The organism is Enterobacter asburiae, assembly GCF_007035645.1.
In the GTDB taxonomy this organism is placed as follows: Bacteria; Pseudomonadota; Gammaproteobacteria; order Enterobacterales; family Enterobacteriaceae; genus Enterobacter; species Enterobacter asburiae_B.
The window spans coordinates 1256977-1272988 of the sequence record NZ_AP019632.1; the positions used below are offsets into that span (position 1 = coordinate 1256977).

At 54.5% G+C, this 16012-nt stretch carries 15 protein-coding genes and 1 tRNA gene; 12 read left to right on the forward strand and 4 right to left on the reverse strand.

Annotation, left to right across the window (positions count from 1 at the left end):
* Positions 1–19 precede the first annotated feature (19 nt).
* From tssF to FOY96_RS05955, 6 genes are all read left to right on the forward strand, one after another.
* Entirely contained in the window at positions 20–1783 is a 1764-nt protein-coding gene (gene tssF / locus FOY96_RS05930) for a type VI secretion system baseplate subunit TssF (protein WP_143346651.1), read from the forward strand.
* Entirely contained in the window at positions 1738–2841 is a 1104-nt protein-coding gene (gene tssG / locus FOY96_RS05935; RefSeq protein ID WP_143346652.1) for a type VI secretion system baseplate subunit TssG, read from the forward strand. The genes tssF and tssG overlap by 46 nt, the downstream gene beginning before the upstream one ends.
* Positions 2822–3358 (forward strand): type VI secretion system lipoprotein TssJ, encoded by a 537-nt coding sequence (tssJ, locus tag FOY96_RS05940; RefSeq protein WP_172620293.1) that lies wholly within the window; start codon positions 2822–2824, stop codon positions 3356–3358. Before tssG ends, tssJ begins: the two co-directional genes overlap by 20 nt.
* Entirely contained in the window at positions 3351–3803 is a 453-nt protein-coding gene (gene tssE / locus FOY96_RS05945; protein WP_133549722.1) for a type VI secretion system baseplate subunit TssE, read from the forward strand. The genes tssJ and tssE overlap by 8 nt, the downstream gene beginning before the upstream one ends.
* A gap of 14 nt (positions 3804–3817) precedes the next feature.
* Positions 3818–4288 (forward strand): hypothetical protein, encoded by a 471-nt coding sequence (locus FOY96_RS05950; RefSeq protein WP_143346653.1) that lies wholly within the window; start codon positions 3818–3820, stop codon positions 4286–4288.
* A 103-nt stretch (positions 4289–4391) separates the two neighbouring features.
* Positions 4392–5723 (forward strand): VasL domain-containing protein, encoded by a 1332-nt coding sequence (locus tag FOY96_RS05955; protein ID WP_126327511.1) that lies wholly within the window; start codon positions 4392–4394, stop codon positions 5721–5723.
* Between the two features lie 49 nt (positions 5724–5772).
* Here the strand turns inward: FOY96_RS05955 and FOY96_RS05960 are convergent.
* A tRNA-Arg gene (locus FOY96_RS05960) sits at positions 5773–5844 on the reverse strand.
* A gap of 75 nt (positions 5845–5919) precedes the next feature.
* Complete coding sequence (locus FOY96_RS05965) at positions 5920–6849, reverse strand: formate/nitrite transporter family protein (protein ID WP_029740160.1); 930 nt, start codon at positions 6847–6849, stop codon at positions 5920–5922.
* Positions 6850–7164: 315 nt separating this feature from the next.
* Between FOY96_RS05965 and mlaA the strand changes: the two genes are divergently transcribed.
* Positions 7165–7917: a phospholipid-binding lipoprotein MlaA gene (mlaA, locus tag FOY96_RS05970; protein WP_023312585.1), complete on the forward strand. Its 753-nt coding sequence runs from the start codon at positions 7165–7167 to the stop codon at positions 7915–7917.
* Positions 7918–7961: 44 nt separating this feature from the next.
* Here mlaA and fadL read toward each other — a convergent pair whose 3' ends face one another.
* Positions 7962–9245 (reverse strand): long-chain fatty acid transporter FadL, encoded by a 1284-nt coding sequence (gene fadL / locus FOY96_RS05975; RefSeq protein WP_064672903.1) that lies wholly within the window; start codon positions 9243–9245, stop codon positions 7962–7964.
* 372 nt (positions 9246–9617) lie between these two features.
* On the opposite strand from fadL, the gene FOY96_RS05980 reads away from it, so the two are divergent.
* The 4 genes from FOY96_RS05980 to sixA all read left to right on the forward strand — a co-directional run bounded on the left by FOY96_RS05980 (position 9618) and on the right by sixA (position 14293).
* Positions 9618–9902, forward strand: a complete 285-nt coding sequence (locus FOY96_RS05980; protein WP_045888684.1) for a YfcZ/YiiS family protein — start codon at positions 9618–9620, stop codon at positions 9900–9902.
* Between the two features lie 238 nt (positions 9903–10140).
* The gene (fadI, locus tag FOY96_RS05985; RefSeq protein ID WP_033146108.1) at positions 10141–11451 is read left to right on the forward strand and encodes an acetyl-CoA C-acyltransferase FadI; all 1311 of its coding nucleotides are present in this window, start codon (positions 10141–10143) and stop codon (positions 11449–11451) included.
* Positions 11451–13598, forward strand: a complete 2148-nt coding sequence (gene fadJ / locus FOY96_RS05990) for a fatty acid oxidation complex subunit alpha FadJ (protein ID WP_143346654.1) — start codon at positions 11451–11453, stop codon at positions 13596–13598. The genes fadI and fadJ overlap by 1 nt, the downstream gene beginning before the upstream one ends.
* Positions 13599–13807: 209 nt before the next feature.
* Positions 13808–14293: a phosphohistidine phosphatase SixA gene (gene sixA / locus FOY96_RS05995; protein ID WP_032659231.1), complete on the forward strand. Its 486-nt coding sequence runs from the start codon at positions 13808–13810 to the stop codon at positions 14291–14293.
* Between the two features lie 46 nt (positions 14294–14339).
* On the opposite strand, the gene smrB is transcribed toward sixA, so the two are convergent.
* On the reverse strand, positions 14340–14891 hold the full coding sequence (smrB, locus tag FOY96_RS06000; protein WP_033146105.1) for an endonuclease SmrB: 552 nt from the start codon (positions 14889–14891) through the stop codon (positions 14340–14342).
* A 145-nt stretch (positions 14892–15036) separates the two neighbouring features.
* Between smrB and prmB the strand changes: the two genes are divergently transcribed.
* On the forward strand, positions 15037–15969 hold the full coding sequence (gene prmB, locus FOY96_RS06005) for a 50S ribosomal protein L3 N(5)-glutamine methyltransferase (protein WP_033146104.1): 933 nt from the start codon (positions 15037–15039) through the stop codon (positions 15967–15969).
* Positions 15970–16012 lie beyond the last annotated feature (43 nt).

Sequence of the window (16012 nt, forward strand, 5' to 3'; positions counted from 1 at the left end):
TCCACAGGAACAGAAATAAATGGAAGATTTGACCCTGCGCTATTTCGATGCGGAAATGCGCTACCTCCGTGAAGCGGCCAAAGAATTTGCCCGAACCCACCCGGACCGGGCCGCGATGCTTGACCTGGATAAGGCCGGCACACCCGATCCGTATGTTGAACGCCTGTTTGAAGGCTTTGCTTTCTCGATGGGGCGGCTGCGTGAAAAGATTGACGACGATCTGCCGGAACTTACCGAAGGTCTGGTCAGTATGCTCTGGCCTCACTACCTGCGTACCATTCCGTCACTCTCGGTGGTGGCGTTCACGCCTGTGCTTCAGGCCGTGAAGATGGCGGAAGTCATGCCCGCGGGTCTGGAAGTGTACTCCCGCCCGGTAGGGCCGAAGAACACGGTCTGCCGCTACCGCACCACCCGCGATGTGATGCTCAATCCGCTGAACATCTCAGGGGTAACCATGACCACTGAGCCTGACGGGCGTTCGCTGCTGCGGATGCGTTTTGCCTGTAGCACACAGGCGGACTGGTCCCATGCGGACCTCAGCCACCTGAGCCTCTATCTCGGCGCAGATGCGCCAGTCAGCAGCCAGCTACACCTGATGCTGACAAGGCGGCAAGCCGCCTTGTATATGCGTCTGCCCGGGCAGACTGACCGTATTCGCCTGGACGGGTACTTTTCGCCGGGAGGATTTGCGGAGGAAGATGGGCTGTGGCCGAAGGGGGATACTGCCTTCAGCGGCTACCAGCTGCTGCTGGAGTACTTCACCTTTCGCGACAAGTTTATGTTCGTCCACCTCAACGGTCTGGACGGGATTACGCCGCCTGTGGGAGCAGAGTACTTCGACATCGAAGTCGTGTTCAGTACGCTGTGGCCATCAGACCTGCCGGTTACTAATGATGCGGTTCGTTTGCACTGCGTGCCGGTGATAAACCTGTTCACGCTGGAAGCTGATCCGCTCACCATTACGGGGCTTGAAAGTGAGTACCTGCTGCGCCCTAAACGGCTGCAGGACGGACATACCGAGATTTATGCTGTGGATTCAGTCATAGGCTCAAACCGGACTGGTGACGCGGAGTATGTACCGTTCAGCAGCTTCCGTCACAAGGGCGGTATGATGCGTCGTCACGCCCCGCCACGCTATTACCACACCCGCGTTAAGCGGGGCGTTACCGGGCTGTATGACACCTGGCTGATTCTCGGTGGTCACCAGTGGGAGGATGACAGGCTGTTTGAGCGTGAAGCCGTTTCGCTGCAAATTACCGGCACCAACGGTCAGTTACCGCGCCGGGCGCTGCAGAGCACGCTGCTTGACCGCTGTGAGCAGGTGGTGCAGACGCCACTGACGGTGAAAAACCTCTGCAAACCCACGCTGCCGGTTTACCCGCCAGCAGAAGACCGTTTTCACTGGCGGGTACTGAGCCACCTCGGCTCTGGGTTCCTGAACATGATGAGCACCGCCGAAGTGCTGCGCGGCACGCTGGCACTCTATAACTGGCAGGAGGATGAACTGAACACCCGCCGTCTGGAGGCGATTCAGCATGTGGAGCACCACCGCCTGCAGCGTTTTGAGCAGGGCTACCTGTTGCGGGGGCTGGATATCGAAGTGACCATCGACAGCAACGGCTTCACCGGTGAGGGCGATATTCACCTGTTCGGTGAAATGCTCAACCGGTTCTTTGCGCTGTATGCCGATATGAACCTGTTTAACCAGCTCACCCTCATTGTTCAGCCAGAAGGAAAATGCATCCGGTGGAAAGAGAATCACAGTCCGCGTCTGCCCGGCTGATAGCGCAACTGGGGGACCGGCTACCATATATCAACTTTTACCGCTTCTGCCAGCTGCTGGAGCAAAGCCAGCCGGATAAACCGGTCACTGGCAGCACCTGGCAGGTACGACATGAACCGGTACGCTTCCGGCCCCATCCTGGCATGGGATTTCCGGCATCTGAAATCAAAGGAATTGAGCAGTCTGAACATTCCCATCTGCCGCCGAATGTGCGCATCACTTTTATGGGGCTCTACGGCGTGGAGTCCCCTCTGCCGACGCACTATATCGATGACATTACCCAGCGGCGGGAAGGGTATGAGGCCACCGCGGATTTCCTCGATATTTTCAACCACCGGTTGATTGCTCAGTACTATCGCATATGGCGTAAATACTCGTACCCGGCGACCTTTGAAGAGGGTGGGAAGGATAAAATCTCGCAGTACCTGTTGGGGCTGGCGGGACTCGGCATTGACGGCTGTGCACAAAACATTGCCACCCCGGCCTCACGCTTTCTGGCGCTGCTGCCGGTCATGTTGCTGCCCGGACGTACCGCAGAGGGTATGACCTCACTGGTGCGCCTGCTGGCACCCAATACACGGGCGAAAATCTGGCACCATGACAAACGCCGCGTGCCTGTGAAGAAACCTTTGGTTATGAGCGTCAGCCAGCCAGTCACCCTGACAAACCGTCCGGTGATGGGTAACTATGCCACCGACGTAAACAGCCAGGTGCTGATGCGCCTGACAACCACTGACTCAACTGAAGTGCTGGGCTGGTTACCGGGCGGGGAGCTCCACTCGGACCTGATGACGCTGCTGTATGTGTATCTTGGAACTCGCCTGGATGTCCGCCTGCAGCTATCCGTCGACCGTAGCCTGCTGCCGGACGTGACGATGAACATTAAGCCCGATGCCGGAGCCGGGCAGCTGGGCCGCACCGCCGTGATGCGGCCGCTGAATGCAGCGAACACCGTCACGCACTCCAAAACCATAACCATCAATCTTGGCCGCTATGAGCGGGTACAGGAAAATATTCACCGCAGGGAGACCGATGAAGATGGCGATTATCGCTGGTAAATTTCCTCTGGCAGCTCTGGCCGTAGGTATCACACTGATACTTGCTGGCTGTGGGCTGACTCAAAAAGTCACAGATGGCACCGTTGCTGTGACCAAATCGATTTTTTATAAGCAAATAAAGACCCTGCATCTGGATATTCGTGCCCGTGAGGCCGTTAACAGCAATGCTGGCGGCGTGGCACTGTCGACGGTGGTGCGCATCTACCAGCTTAAGGATCGCAAAACGTTCGACAGTACTGACTATCCGTCACTGTTTAAAGAGGACAGTCAGGTCATCAAAGCAGACCTGCTGGTGGAGAAAGATATCCTCCTGCAGCCGGGCGGGGCGGTCACGGTAGATATACCAATGGAGGAAAATGCGCAGTACGTGGCGGTGGCAGGAATGTTTATGTCACCGGACCAGGAGAACAATACCTGGCGTGTGGTAATGAGCCGCGATGACCTCGATCCGGATAAGGCACGCGTCATTGAGGCGGGGAACAACCGCCTGACCCTGAAGGCGCTGAAAGATGAATGAGACGCCCCGTTCCTCGCTTTACGAGACGCTATTTGGCAATTTTACCGGTGGGTTCGATCTGCATCAGGTCAGCGAAGAAAACCAGGTCATCCTTTCGGTTCTGGATAACATGCAGCGCGTTCTAAACTGTCGCGCCGGCACGCTGGCGCACCTGCCTGATTACGGGCTGCCCGATATGACGAAAATCCTGCAGGGGATGCCCGGAACGGCCCATGAGCTCATGGGCACATTGTCTGCCGTCCTGCTCAAGTATGAACCGCGTCTGAAAAAGATAGACGTTGTTCTGCTGGAGCAGAACATTCCCGGCGAGCTGCGCTATGCCATTGACGCTGAACTTAAAGGGATTGGCCTGGTGCGCTACGGGACTGAGTTTATGCCCGAAGGACGGGTCCTGTTGCGGCATCTCAGGCAACAGCAGTATCTCGATACAACACCTCGTATATAAGGTCAGTTAACACCATGTCAGTAAAATCACAGTTCCTGAAGAAGTTGCAGGCGCGACAACCTTCACCCGTTCCCGCAGTTAGCAAGAGTCAGGCCGATATTGCAGAGTTTCGCATGCGAATGGCTCAGCTTCAGGAGCAAATGGACGCCTGGCTGTCAGATACCGGACTGAATGCAGAGCCACTGACGGTATACGTTCCTGACCTGCTGGTGGAGGGCGGGGCTTTTGATATTTCCGGTATCGTCCTGCGTTATGGTAATCGGGCGGTTAAGTTTATGCCGATATTTCTGTATGGACAGGGAGTTGCAGGCTGTGTCGAGGTGACTTTTTTTTCCGGGTACAGCGCGATTTCTCAAGGACGCCTGTTCATGCGGGTGGGGAGCGTAAATGACTGGATGTTTACTCCCCCTGATACATTACCTCAGTCAGGAAAACTATTTGATGAAGGTGTTTTTTTCGATCTGATTTTAGCGCTGCTGTCCTAGCAATAACATTCATTCCTTTATTCGTCATTGCGTTTCTACACGCAAAACTGCCTTACACATCAACTGACGAAATTAACCGACACGGATATGCAGGCCCTGCAGAATGACCACACATATAACGTTAAAAACCGGCGGCGACCCGCGTACGCTGCCAGATTATGCCGCCCTCCGCGACGAACTCAGTAAGCTAACACATCCTGCTCGCCCTGATGTGAACTGGCAATATGTCCAAAGACTCTGTCTCTCAATGTTTGAACAGAACGGTGTGGAGTTGCAGACAGCAGCCTGGTACACCCTTGCTCGTACTCACCTGTCTGGATTAGCTGGCCTGAATGAAGGGCTGGCGATTCTGGAGGCCCTGATTAGCCACCAGTGGGACATCTTATGGCCGAAGACGCAACACGCTCGTATGGAAATCCTTAGCGGCCTTAGCCAGCGCCTGCAGCAGCGCATGCGTATGCTGCCATTCAACAGCAGCCATCTTAGTGAGCTTTATCGTGCTGAAGCGTTACTTACCAGCCTGAGCGCGGTGCTCCAGCGCCTTGAGCTTAAACACCTTAGCCAGTTCGATACGTTACGAACGTTGATACGTTCAAGTGCTGAACGGCTGGAAAGCAGTAATGACACGTCCGATTTGAATGTGAACATGAAGCCCGATAGCGAATCGACTCTGGAGAAAGCCGAACCGATCGAAGAAGTGAAATGGGTATATGTTGTGCATCAGGAAAATCAGCCGAATGGGGAGGATCGTACGACAGCCCCCGTGCCTGTCAGACAGTGGAAGCCCTTTATTACCGGGATGTGTTCCACACTGGTGGTGTGCTTCGCTGTGGCGTGGGGATGGGCTTCTTTGTCCAGACCCGACCCCCTGGCGACTCAGGCTTTTGCCTCTCTGGCTCCGTTACCTGAAGTGCTCACGCCTGTGCAGCAAGACGCGTTAACACTGCGAGGTACTTTACCGTCCACGTTTATCACAGACACGCAGCAGCAGCTTGCCCGCCTGGATAAACTGCCTCCTGACTGGAATCTTTCCTACAGCCTTCAGCTGTTAAAGCAGCTCCAGACATTATGGCCGGAGGAGGCGAAACCGCTCACAATGCAGTGGCAGCAAAAATTTAACGCGGCAGCGTTACCTGTCGACGCAATGAACAGCTGGTATCAGGGAATGATGACGCTTCAGCAACTGAGTCATCGGCTGAGTAGTCTGGACGAGCAAAAAGGAAAATACATCACGGTAAGCGAGCTTAAATCGGTAGTTTTTTCGACTATACAGTCATTTAACCAGACGATACCGGCTGAAGAACAACTCAGGCGCCTGTCACAGCATCCAGCAGGAGATGCGCTTCCTGAAGCAGAAAAGACTCAACTGGAGTTGCGTCTTAAACAGCTGGCAACGCGTTACGCTCAAATAAAACAGGATTCTTCTGCTCAGTGAATTCTGGCGGTAGACAGACGAATGTGCTGGAAAAAGCGGGAGGGTAAAGTGTCCCCTGCAGGAATCGAACCTGCAACTAGCCCTTAGGAGGGGCTCGTTATATCCATTTAACTAAGGGGACGAGGCGGCACGAGTATAGCCTTATTTACACTTTGCGTTAAGCGCATCGCCGCCTGACTGCTCAAAGAGTCACCATTCAGGTCGATTTTTTTGTCGATTTATCATCATTTTCCCGTGCCTTAAGCTCAGCTTTGCGTTTGTTCGACATGTCGTTACGAATTTGGGCATGGCTTAAAAGCGCGAAGATAAACGTTCCGCCGCAAATGTTTCCTGCCAGCGTCGGAAGGGCAAACGGCCAGAAGAAATCGCTCCAGTGAAGCGTACCGTTAAAGACCAGATAGAGGATTTCAACGGTACCGACCACAATATGCGTGGTGTCCGCCAGCGCAATCAGCCAGGTCATCAATATGATCACCACAATTTTGGCGCTTCCCGCTGAAGGAAACATCCAGACCATTGTGGCGATAATCCAGCCAGAGATGATGGCGTTTGAGAACATCTCGACCGGCGTGTTTTTCATTACGTCCATGCCGATTTTCACAAACGCATCCCGGGTGGGTTCATCAAAGATCGGCATATATTCAAACGCCCATGCCGCGATGCCCGTGCCGATGATATTACCCAGCAGAACCACGCTCCAGAGCCGCATCAATAAACCGAAATTACCGAGTGTGGGGTTTTGCATCACCGGCAGAACGGCGGTCACCGTGTTCTCGGTAAACAGCTGCTGGCGGGCCATGATGACAATAATAAAGCCGAAGGTATAGCCGAGGTTTTCCAGTAAAAATCCACCGGGTACGCCTTCCAGCTGCACATGAAATATCCCTTTCGCAAGCAGAGATGCGCCCATTGAGAGTCCGGCAGCAATGGCTGACCAGAAGAGGGCCATCGCGTCGCGCTCCATCTCTTTTTCACCATCCTGGCGTATATGCTCGTGGATGGCCATTGCGCGGGAGGGGAGGCGATCTTCATCAATTTCTATCTTCTCGCCGCGCGCTTTCTCCTCGCTTTCAATTTCAAGCTCCTCAGTGCTCTCGCCAATTTTTTCTTCGCCTACATCTTTCATATCTGCTCCCGGAGGTTGATCTTTCTGTTAAGCGTAGCGGCTTTTATCGGGATGCCTGTGGGGATGCTCTTAAATTGGCGGCAATGACAACAAAGGTGATACATCTCTTTCAAAGTCATTATAAAATTGCCAGCGAAACGAATTCCAAAAGCCAGGCTATGCTGAGATCAGAGTCACGGTGGTTACTGCCCGTAATTGTGCTCATAGACATCGGTAAACGTGCTGTTACAATCGCTTGCACGTTTACAGACGGAGCGTCAACGGCTCCGTTACGGATGGCAATCAACGATAGCCATACTGAACAGGGAGATATTTATGAAACTTCGGCTGTCGGCGCTTGCGCTTGGCGCGACGATGCTTGTGGGCTGCGCCAGCTCCGGTGAGCAAACGGGACGCTCCGATCCTCTCGAAGGATTTAACCGCTCAATGTATAGCTTCAACTACAACGTACTGGACCCGTATGTGGTTCGTCCGGTGGCAGTAGCATGGCGCGATTATGTTCCACAACCTGCGCGTAACGGGTTAAGTAACTTTACCAGCAACCTCGAAGAGCCTGCGGTAATGGTGAACTACTTCCTGCAGGGCGACCCGTATCAGGGGATGGTCCACTTTACCCGCTTCTTCCTGAACTCCATTCTGGGGATGGGTGGCTTTATTGATGTTGCAGGTATGGCTAACCAGAAACTGCAGCGTGAACAACCGCACCGTTTCGGCAGCACGATGGGACACTATGGCGTCGGGTATGGTCCGTACGTGCATTTACCGTTCTACGGTAGTTTCACCCTCCGTGATGATGGCGGCGATATGGTGGATACGCTGTATCCGGTTCTGTCGTGGCTGACCTGGCCGCTGTCGGTGGGTAAATGGACGGTGGAAGGGATTGAAACCCGCGCGCAACTGCTCGACTCCGATGGTCTGCTGCGCCAGTCTTCTGACCCGTACATTATGGTGCGTGAAGCGTACTTCCAGAATCATGACTTTATTGCCAACGGCGGCAAGCTGAAGCCGGAAGAGAATCCAAACGCGAAGGCGATCGAAAACGAACTAAAAGATATCGATTCGGAGTAAATAAAAAAGGTGAGCAATGCTCACCTTTTTTGATTCCAGCGCGATTAGAACGCGTAGTTGAAGTTCGTACCGAACAGCCAGGCTTTACCTTCAGAGGTAAACTCGTACGGACCTTCCTTGAACGTCACTTTCTGACCGTGCATATAAGATACGCCCGCATCGATGGATGCATTCTCGTTCAACGCATAGGTCGCGCCAGCACTTAACCAGAAGCGGTCCTGATCCGGAATGGAAATGGAACGTTTATCTGCCGGAACCGGGCTGTCGTCAAATGCGATACCGGAGCGGAAAGTCCAGTTCTTATCGTAGTAGTAGGTGGTACCCAACGCTATACGATAGGCGTCGTGGAAGCTTTCGTCCTTATAGAACAGCGTTTGACCATTGGTACCGGTCGCTTTCAGCTCCTGGAACTGACTCCAGCTGGTATAGGCCAGGCTATAGTGAATAGCCCACTGTGGCGCAACGCGGTTGTAACCGGAGACTTCCCACATTTCTGGCAAATGCAGTGACAGTGAACCTGGAACGGTCTGGTTGGACGTTCCCCAAGGAATGGTGGTGCCCGCACCTGGAACCAGATTGTTCACAGGCGTCAGGATACCGCTCTTGTAATCGCCGTCGAAGTCAATTTTCACTTCGGAACGATAGGTCAGGCCCCAACGGTTGTTTTTATCCAGCTCGTACAGGATACCGGCGTTCCAGCCATAGCCCCACTCATCACCTTCAAGACTGGCAATTTTATTGCTGTTTTTAGGCAGGCGAGCGGTCTGTTCCCCGGAATAACGTTCGATCTTCGCATCGGCGTAGACGGCATCAAAGCCCAGGCCAAAACTCCAGTTATCGTTCAGGCGATACGCACCGCTCAGGTTGAGGTTCAGCGTAGTAAGGTCTGTTTTACCGCCGTATTCACCAGCCGGGTAGTTGTTATTGAACTCGGTAGCCAGGCCGTAGTTAGACGTTACCGATGCACCCCAGCCAAACTGTTCGTTGATAGGTGCAACGAAGTGCAGGTTTGGGATCCATGCTGTTGGGGCAATATTGTCTGCTTTAAGGCTCGCACCCGTGTAAGGCGACTTACCAGAAACGTTGACATCAGGATCGATATAAACCGCACCGGCAGAAAAAGTCGGACGATCGAACATCATGATCAACGCGGGGTTACGACTCGCGTTACCCGCATCATCAGCGATAGCGCCTTCCCCGGAATACGCACGGCCAAGGCCAGAGGAAGAAAATTCGTTTAACTGAAAGCCCGCTGACCAGGCGGAAGTGGAGACGAGTGCCACTGCGACTGCCAGCGCAGTCTTGTTGAACAGGGTTTTCTGGCTCATGACCATAACCTCATTGAGTTATTTTTATTCAATAATTGTTACATACCGTAACAGGAGCGCGAAGTGTAGGGTCTGAGGTATGACAGACAAATCAGACCAGTGGCCAGAGTATAGGTCTGACCAGCCGGAATGTTGCAAGTTTGTTTATTAATATTTTCAAACATGTTTCGTGAAACGAGATCTGGTTGGCAAAATTGTGACCATCACGACTCACCCAAAAGGGTGGTTTTTGTTTTAGATCATTTTTTAGTGTGATATTGGTCACTTCTCCGATTTTGCGCCATTAACGGCTGGAGAGCGCCCGCTCCGGGGCGTAAAATATCAGCATCGTGTCTATCTCGCGCGCTGCGCGAATACAGAGGAAATTGAGCTATGAGTAAATGCAGTGCTGATGAAACCCCGGTTTGCTGCTGTATGGATGTTGGGACCATCATGGACAACACCGATTGCACCGCCTCTTACAGCCGTGTATTCACCAACCGTGCCGAAGCGGAAGAGACCCTGACCGCGCTGAGCAAGCGTGCGCGTGACGTTGAATCCGATCCGTGTGAAATCAAGTCTACCTTTACCGAAGTGGAAGGCGGCGTGAAGCTGGACATCGACTTTATCTTCGCCTGCGAAGCAGAAACGCTGATTTTCCAGCTGGGCCTGCGTTAATCTCTGCGGCCTGATGCCCTCACCCCCAGCCCTCTCCCACGGGAGAGGGTGCAAACACTAAAAACGGTAACCTGTGGGTTACCGTTTTGCTTTTTCCTTGGGGGCATTTTCTTTTTCTTCTCTGTGTTTTAGCTCGCACTTTTTCGTTTCCCCGATTGGCTGAATGTAAAAAAATGGTTAAGACTATTATCAGGTCAGACCACTTTATGTTTGCGAAAATTTTTTACAGGGGAGTGTTATGAGTCAGGCATTACCGCTTATTACCCGTCAGGGCGATCGCATTGCCATAGTCAGTGGATTGCGCACGCCATTTGCGCGTCAGGCAACGGCGTTTCATGGCATACCGGCCGTCGACCTGGGGAAAATGGTAGTGGGGGAGATGCTGGCTCGCAGCGAAATTCCGCCTGAGGTCATCGAACAGCTGGTATTCGGTCAGGTCGTGCAGATGCCTGAAGCCCCCAATATTGCGCGTGAAATCGTCCTCGGTACCGGGATGAACGTGCATACCGATGCCTACAGCGTCAGCCGCGCCTGCGCAACCAGCTTCCAGGCTGTGGCTAACGTCGCTGAAAGCCTGATGGCGGGCACGATTCGCGCCGGGATTGCGGGTGGAGCCGACTCCTCTTCGGTGCTGCCAATTGGGGTCAGTAAAAAGCTGGCGCGCATCCTGGTGGATGCCAATAAAGCCCGCACGACGGGTCAGAAACTCAAACTCTTCTCGCGTTTACGCCTGCGCGACCTCATGCCTGTACCACCTGCCGTCGCGGAATACTCCACCGGCCTGCGCATGGGCGATACCGCCGAGCAGATGGCAAAAACGTACGGCATTACGCGTGAACAGCAGGATGCTCTGGCGCATCGCTCGCATCAGCTTGCGGCAAAAGCCTGGTCGGAAGGCAAGCTGACCGACGAGGTCATGACCGCCTATATTCCCCCCTACCGTGAACCGCTTGTGGAAGATAACAATATTCGCGGCACCTCAACGCTGGCGGATTACGCCAAACTGCGCCCGGCGTTTGACCGCAAACACGGCTCGGTGACGGCGGCGAACAGTACGCCGCTGACGGATGGCGCCGCCGCCGTGATCCTGATGACCGAATCCCGCGCGAAGGAGCTGGGCATCACTCCCCTGGGCTATTTACGCAGCTATGCCTTCACCGCCATTGATGTCTGGCAGGACATGCTGTTAGGTCCGGCGTGGTCCACGCCGCTGGCGCTGGAGCGCGCGGGGCTGACGCTGGCTGATTTAACCCTGATTGATATGCATGAAGCGTTTGCCGCGCAAACCCTGGCAAACGTACAGCTGCTGGCAAGCGAGCGTTTCGCGCGCGATGTGCTGGGCCGCGCCCATGCCACAGGCGAAGTGGATCAAAGTAAATTCAACGTGCTGGGCGGCTCTATCGCCTACGGTCATCCATTTGCCGCCACAGGGGCGAGGATGATCACGCAAACTTTACATGAACTCCGTCGCCGTGGCGGCGGGTTTGGCCTCGTTACCGCCTGTGCGGCGGGTGGCCTTGGCGCAGCAATGGTTCTGGAGGCTGAATAATGGATATGCCATCTGCATTTAATCTGACGGTTCGCCTCGATAACGTGGCCGTTATCACGATCGATGTGCCTGATGAAAAGATGAATACCCTGAAGGCCGAATTTGGTGTTCAGGTGCGCACGATGCTAAAGCAGATCCGCGACAACAAAGCGATTCGTGGTCTGGTCTTTATCTCTGCCAAGCCGGATAACTTTATCGCCGGCGCGGATATCAACATGATCGCCCGGGCGCAAAGCGCTCTGGAAGCCGAAGAGCTGGCGCGTCAGGGCCAGCAGGTCATGGCGGAGATCAACGGTCTGCCGATCCCGGTCATTGCCGCGATCCACGGTGCCTGCCTGGGTGGTGGGCTTGAGCTGGCGCTGGCCTGTCACAGCCGGATTTGCACCGACGATGCGAAAACGATTCTGGGTCTGCCGGAAGTGCAGCTGGGCCTGCTGCCTGGCTCCGGCGGAACGCAACGACTGCCGCGCCTGGTGGGCGTAAGCACGGCGCTGGAGATGATCTTAACCGGTAAACAGCTGCGTGCCCGTCAGGCGATGAAAGCCGGTCTGGTCGATGACGTCGTGCCGCAGTCCATTTTGCTGGAAGCCGCCGTTGAGCTTGCGCTGAAAGGGCGTCAGGCAAAACGTCCTCTGCCGGTACGTGAGCGCGTGCTGGCCGGCCCGCTGGGAAGAACGCTCCTGTTCAACATGGTGGGCAAAAAGACCGAACAAAAAACCAAAGGCAATTACCCGGCGGCAAAGCGGATCCTCGAAGTGATCGAGACCGGGCTGTCGCAGGGAAGCAGCAGCGGCTATGCCGCGGAGGCCAAAGCCTTTGGCGAACTGGCGATGACGCCGCAGTCGCAGGCGCTACGCAGCATCTTCTTCGCCAGCACGGAAGTGAAAAAAGATCCGGGCAGCGAGGCGCAGCCCGCTCCGCTGCGTGCGATTGGCGTACTGGGTGGGGGGCTCATGGGTGGCGGAATTTCTTTTGTTACCGCCAGCAAAGGCAAATTGCCTGTACGAATCAAAGACATTAATCCTAAGGGGATCAATCACGCGCTACAGTATAGCTGGCAGAACCTTGATCAAAAGGTCAAGCGCCGCCATATCAAGGCAAGCGAGCGCGACAAAACCCTGGCGATGATATCCGGTACGACGGATTACAGCGGTTTTGCGCACCGCGATCTGGTGATTGAAGCCGTGTTTGAAGATCTGGCGCTTAAACAGCAGATGGTGGCAGACGTTGAGCAACATTGCGCCCCGCATACCATTTTTGCCTCCAATACGTCGTCATTACCGATTGGCGATATCGCAGCGAAAGCCGCGCGCCCGGAGCAGGTGATTGGGCTGCATTTCTTTAGCCCGGTCGAAAAAATGCCGCTGGTGGAAGTTATTCCGCACGCGACTACCAGTCCGCAAACTGTTGCCACCGTGGTGAAGCTGGCGAAAAAACAGGGCAAAACCCCGATTGTGGTAGCGGACAAAGCTGGCTTCTACGTCAACCGCATTCTGGCTCCCTACATTAATGAAGCAATGCGGTTGCTGACGGAAGGGGAGAAGATTGAGCACGTCGACGAGGCGCTGGTAAAGTTTGGTTTCCCCGTTGGCCCAATCCAACTTTTGGATGAGGTGGGAATAGACACCGGCACTAAAATTATACCAGTGCTGGAAGCTGCATATGGCGATCGTTTTAGCCCACCTGCAAACATTGTTTCTGCGATTTTGAAGGACGATCGCAAAGGCAGAAAAAATGAACGCGGTTTCTATCTTTACGGCGCGAAAGGGCGTAAAAGCAGGAAACAGGTCGACCCTTCGGTATATGGACTCATTTCGACCACAGGTCAGGGAAAACTGTCCGCCGTTCAGTGCGCTGAGCGCTGCGTGATGATGATGCTCAATGAAGCGGCGCGCTGCTTTGATGAGCAGGTGATCAAGAGTGCACGCGATGGTGACATCGGCGCGGTATTTGGCATTGGTTTCCCGCCGTTCCTTGGCGGCCCGTTCCGTTACATGGATACGCTCGGCGCGGGTGAAGTGGTTGCTATCCTGCAACGTCTGGCTTCGCAATATGGTCCACGGTTTACACCGTGTGACCAATTATTGCAGATGGCGGAACGCGGCCAGACATTTTGGCCTGCAAGGGAAACTGTCCTCGTAAGCTGAGGTCAAAGAAGGGTAAATCCTGAAGTGAATGGACCTGTTCTGGCGATTTTGTAAACAGAGATTGACTATACTTACGCCATTGAGGTAAAAAACAGCGTTTCATTCACCGAATGGATCAGGCACAATGCCCGGCCATCGGGTTTTCTACCTCTTAGCATTTATCGCGGGTAGTTAACGCCGGTGATTCTGGTTAACAAAAGCGGTGCAATATGCAAGTTTTTATCATGCGTCACGGCGACGCGGCACTCGATGCCGCCAGTGACTCAGTACGTCCTTTGACCGTCTGTGGCTGCGACGAATCTCGTCTGATGGCGACCTGGCTTAACGGTCAAAAAGTGGACATCGAACGCGTTCTGGTGAGTCCGTTCCTGCGTGCAGAACAGACGCTGGATGTGGTAGGGGAGTGTATGAACCTGCCGACCAGTGTGGATGTTCTGCCTGAACTCACCCCGTGTGGCGATGTAGGCCTTGTCAGCGCTTATCTTCAGGCGCTGTGCAATGAAGGTGTCGCCTCCGCGCTGGTCATTTCCCACCTGCCACTGGTTGGCTATCTGGTATCTGAGCTGTGCCCGGGCGAGACTCCTCCGATGTTCACGACATCCGCCATTGCCAATGTTTCTCTCGACGAAACGGGCAAAGGTGTCTTCAACTGGCAAATGAGTCCGTGCAACCTGAAGATGGCAAAAGCGATCTGACGTGACGTGCGATATGGCGGGGCGCAATGTGCTTCCCGCCATTCTGTCAGGGCAACTCTGGCGGCTGCCACTCTTCCACTTCAATCAACACCAGCAACGCGGCATCTCCGCCGTACTCTTTCGGTGCCTGATGAAAAGCCATTACGTGTGGGTGCTGAGCCAGCCACAGCGGCGTTTGTTGCTTGAGGATATGTTTACCGTGGCCGTGCATCACGCAGGCGCAAAAAACATGTTCACGGCGACAGGCGGCGATCAACGCCCCCAGCTCTTGTTTCGCCTGCATCTGCGTTAAACCGTGCAGATCGAGAAACAGCTCCGGCGAATAATCCCCGCGGCGTAATTTTTTCAGCTCAAAATGGCTGACGTCTTCGCGTACGTACTTCACAGCCCCTTGCGTGTTGAGCAGCGGCTGAAATTCATCTGAAAAATAGTGGCTGTTATCGGCCTGCTCCTGCAGAAGGCGCTTGACCGGTACTTCGCTGATTTTTTTACGCAGCGGGCGATGGACGATGGTGTCCTGCGTGATTTTACGCGTCCCGGTCATCAGCTGACGGAAGAGCGCCTGATCCTCCTCGCTGAGCGATGTTTTCTTTTTCATTCGTCATTCTCATCTCGTATTTCCGACAGTGTACCCGACTAAACGCATTTTTTAACCTCAAGCGCGACGCGTCATTGCTGATTTATCGCCGTCTTCATGGCAAACTAGCCGCCGAAAATTATGCGAGCATGCCCTGGAGGAAAGAGTGGATAAAATTTTTGTCGATGAAGCAGTAAACGAGCTGCATACCATACAGGACATGTTGCGCTGGTCGGTTAGCCGCTTCAGCGCCGCTAATATCTGGTACGGTCACGGTACCGATAATCCGTGGGATGAAGCCGTACAGCTGGTGCTGCCGTCTCTCTACCTGCCGCTGGACATTCCGGAAGACATGCGCACCGCGCGCCTGACTTCCAGCGAAAAACACCGCATCGTTGAGCGCGTGATCCGCCGCGTGAACGAGCGCATTCCGGTCGCCTACCTGACCAACAAAGCCTGGTTCTGCGGCCACGAGTTCTATGTCGATGAACGCGTGCTGGTGCCGCGCTCGCCGATTGGCGAGCTGATCAACAACCACTTTGAAGGCCTGATAGGCCATCAGCCGCAGCACATTCTGGATATGTGTACCGGCAGCGGCTGCATCGCGATTGCCTGCGCGTACGCCTTCCCGGAAGCGGAAGTGGACGCGGTAGATATCTCCACCGACGCGCTGGCCGTGACCGAGCACAACATCGAAGAGCACGGCCTGATCCATCACGTTACGCCAATTCGCTCCGACCTGTTCCGCGATCTGCCGACGCTGCAGTACGATCTTATCGTCACCAACCCGCCGTACGTTGATGCGGAAGACATGTCCGATCTGCCGAACGAATACCGTCACGAGCCGGAGCTGGGTCTGGCGTCAGGCTCTGATGGCCTGAAGCTGACCCGCCGCATTCTGGCCTGCGCGCCGGATTACCTGACCGACGACGGCGTTCTGATTTGTGAAGTGGGCAACAGCATGGTACATCTGATAGAGCAGTACCCGGATGTGCCGTTCACCTGGCTTGAGTTCGACAACGGTGGTGACGGCGTCTTTATGCTGACCAAAGCGCAGCTGCTCGACGCGCGCGAATACTTCAGCATCTATAAAGATTAATCCAGCGGGCTTCGGCCCGTTTCACATCGCTCAAACACAAACT

Bases quoted from the DNA above. Each gene is read 5' to 3' on its own strand.
- tssF (WP_143346651.1), top strand. From the start codon at position 20: ATGGAAGATTTGACCCTGCGCTATTTCGATGCGGAAATGCGCTACCTC.
- tssG (WP_143346652.1), top strand. From the start codon at position 1,738: ATGCATCCGGTGGAAAGAGAATCACAGTCCGCGTCTGCCCGGCTGATA.
- tssJ (WP_172620293.1), top strand. From the start codon at position 2,822: ATGGCGATTATCGCTGGTAAATTTCCTCTGGCAGCTCTGGCCGTAGGT.
- tssE (WP_133549722.1), top strand. From the start codon at position 3,351: ATGAATGAGACGCCCCGTTCCTCGCTTTACGAGACGCTATTTGGCAAT.
- FOY96_RS05950 (WP_143346653.1), top strand. From the start codon at position 3,818: ATGTCAGTAAAATCACAGTTCCTGAAGAAGTTGCAGGCGCGACAACCT.
- FOY96_RS05955 (WP_126327511.1), top strand. From the start codon at position 4,392: ATGACCACACATATAACGTTAAAAACCGGCGGCGACCCGCGTACGCTG.
- FOY96_RS05965 (WP_029740160.1), bottom strand. From the start codon at position 6,849: ATGAAAGATGTAGGCGAAGAAAAAATTGGCGAGAGCACTGAGGAGCTT.
- mlaA (WP_023312585.1), top strand. From the start codon at position 7,165: ATGAAACTTCGGCTGTCGGCGCTTGCGCTTGGCGCGACGATGCTTGTG.
- fadL (WP_064672903.1), bottom strand. From the start codon at position 9,245: ATGAGCCAGAAAACCCTGTTCAACAAGACTGCGCTGGCAGTCGCAGTG.
- FOY96_RS05980 (WP_045888684.1), top strand. From the start codon at position 9,618: ATGAGTAAATGCAGTGCTGATGAAACCCCGGTTTGCTGCTGTATGGAT.
- fadI (WP_033146108.1), top strand. From the start codon at position 10,141: ATGAGTCAGGCATTACCGCTTATTACCCGTCAGGGCGATCGCATTGCC.
- fadJ (WP_143346654.1), top strand. From the start codon at position 11,451: ATGGATATGCCATCTGCATTTAATCTGACGGTTCGCCTCGATAACGTG.
- sixA (WP_032659231.1), top strand. From the start codon at position 13,808: ATGCAAGTTTTTATCATGCGTCACGGCGACGCGGCACTCGATGCCGCC.
- smrB (WP_033146105.1), bottom strand. From the start codon at position 14,891: ATGAAAAAGAAAACATCGCTCAGCGAGGAGGATCAGGCGCTCTTCCGT.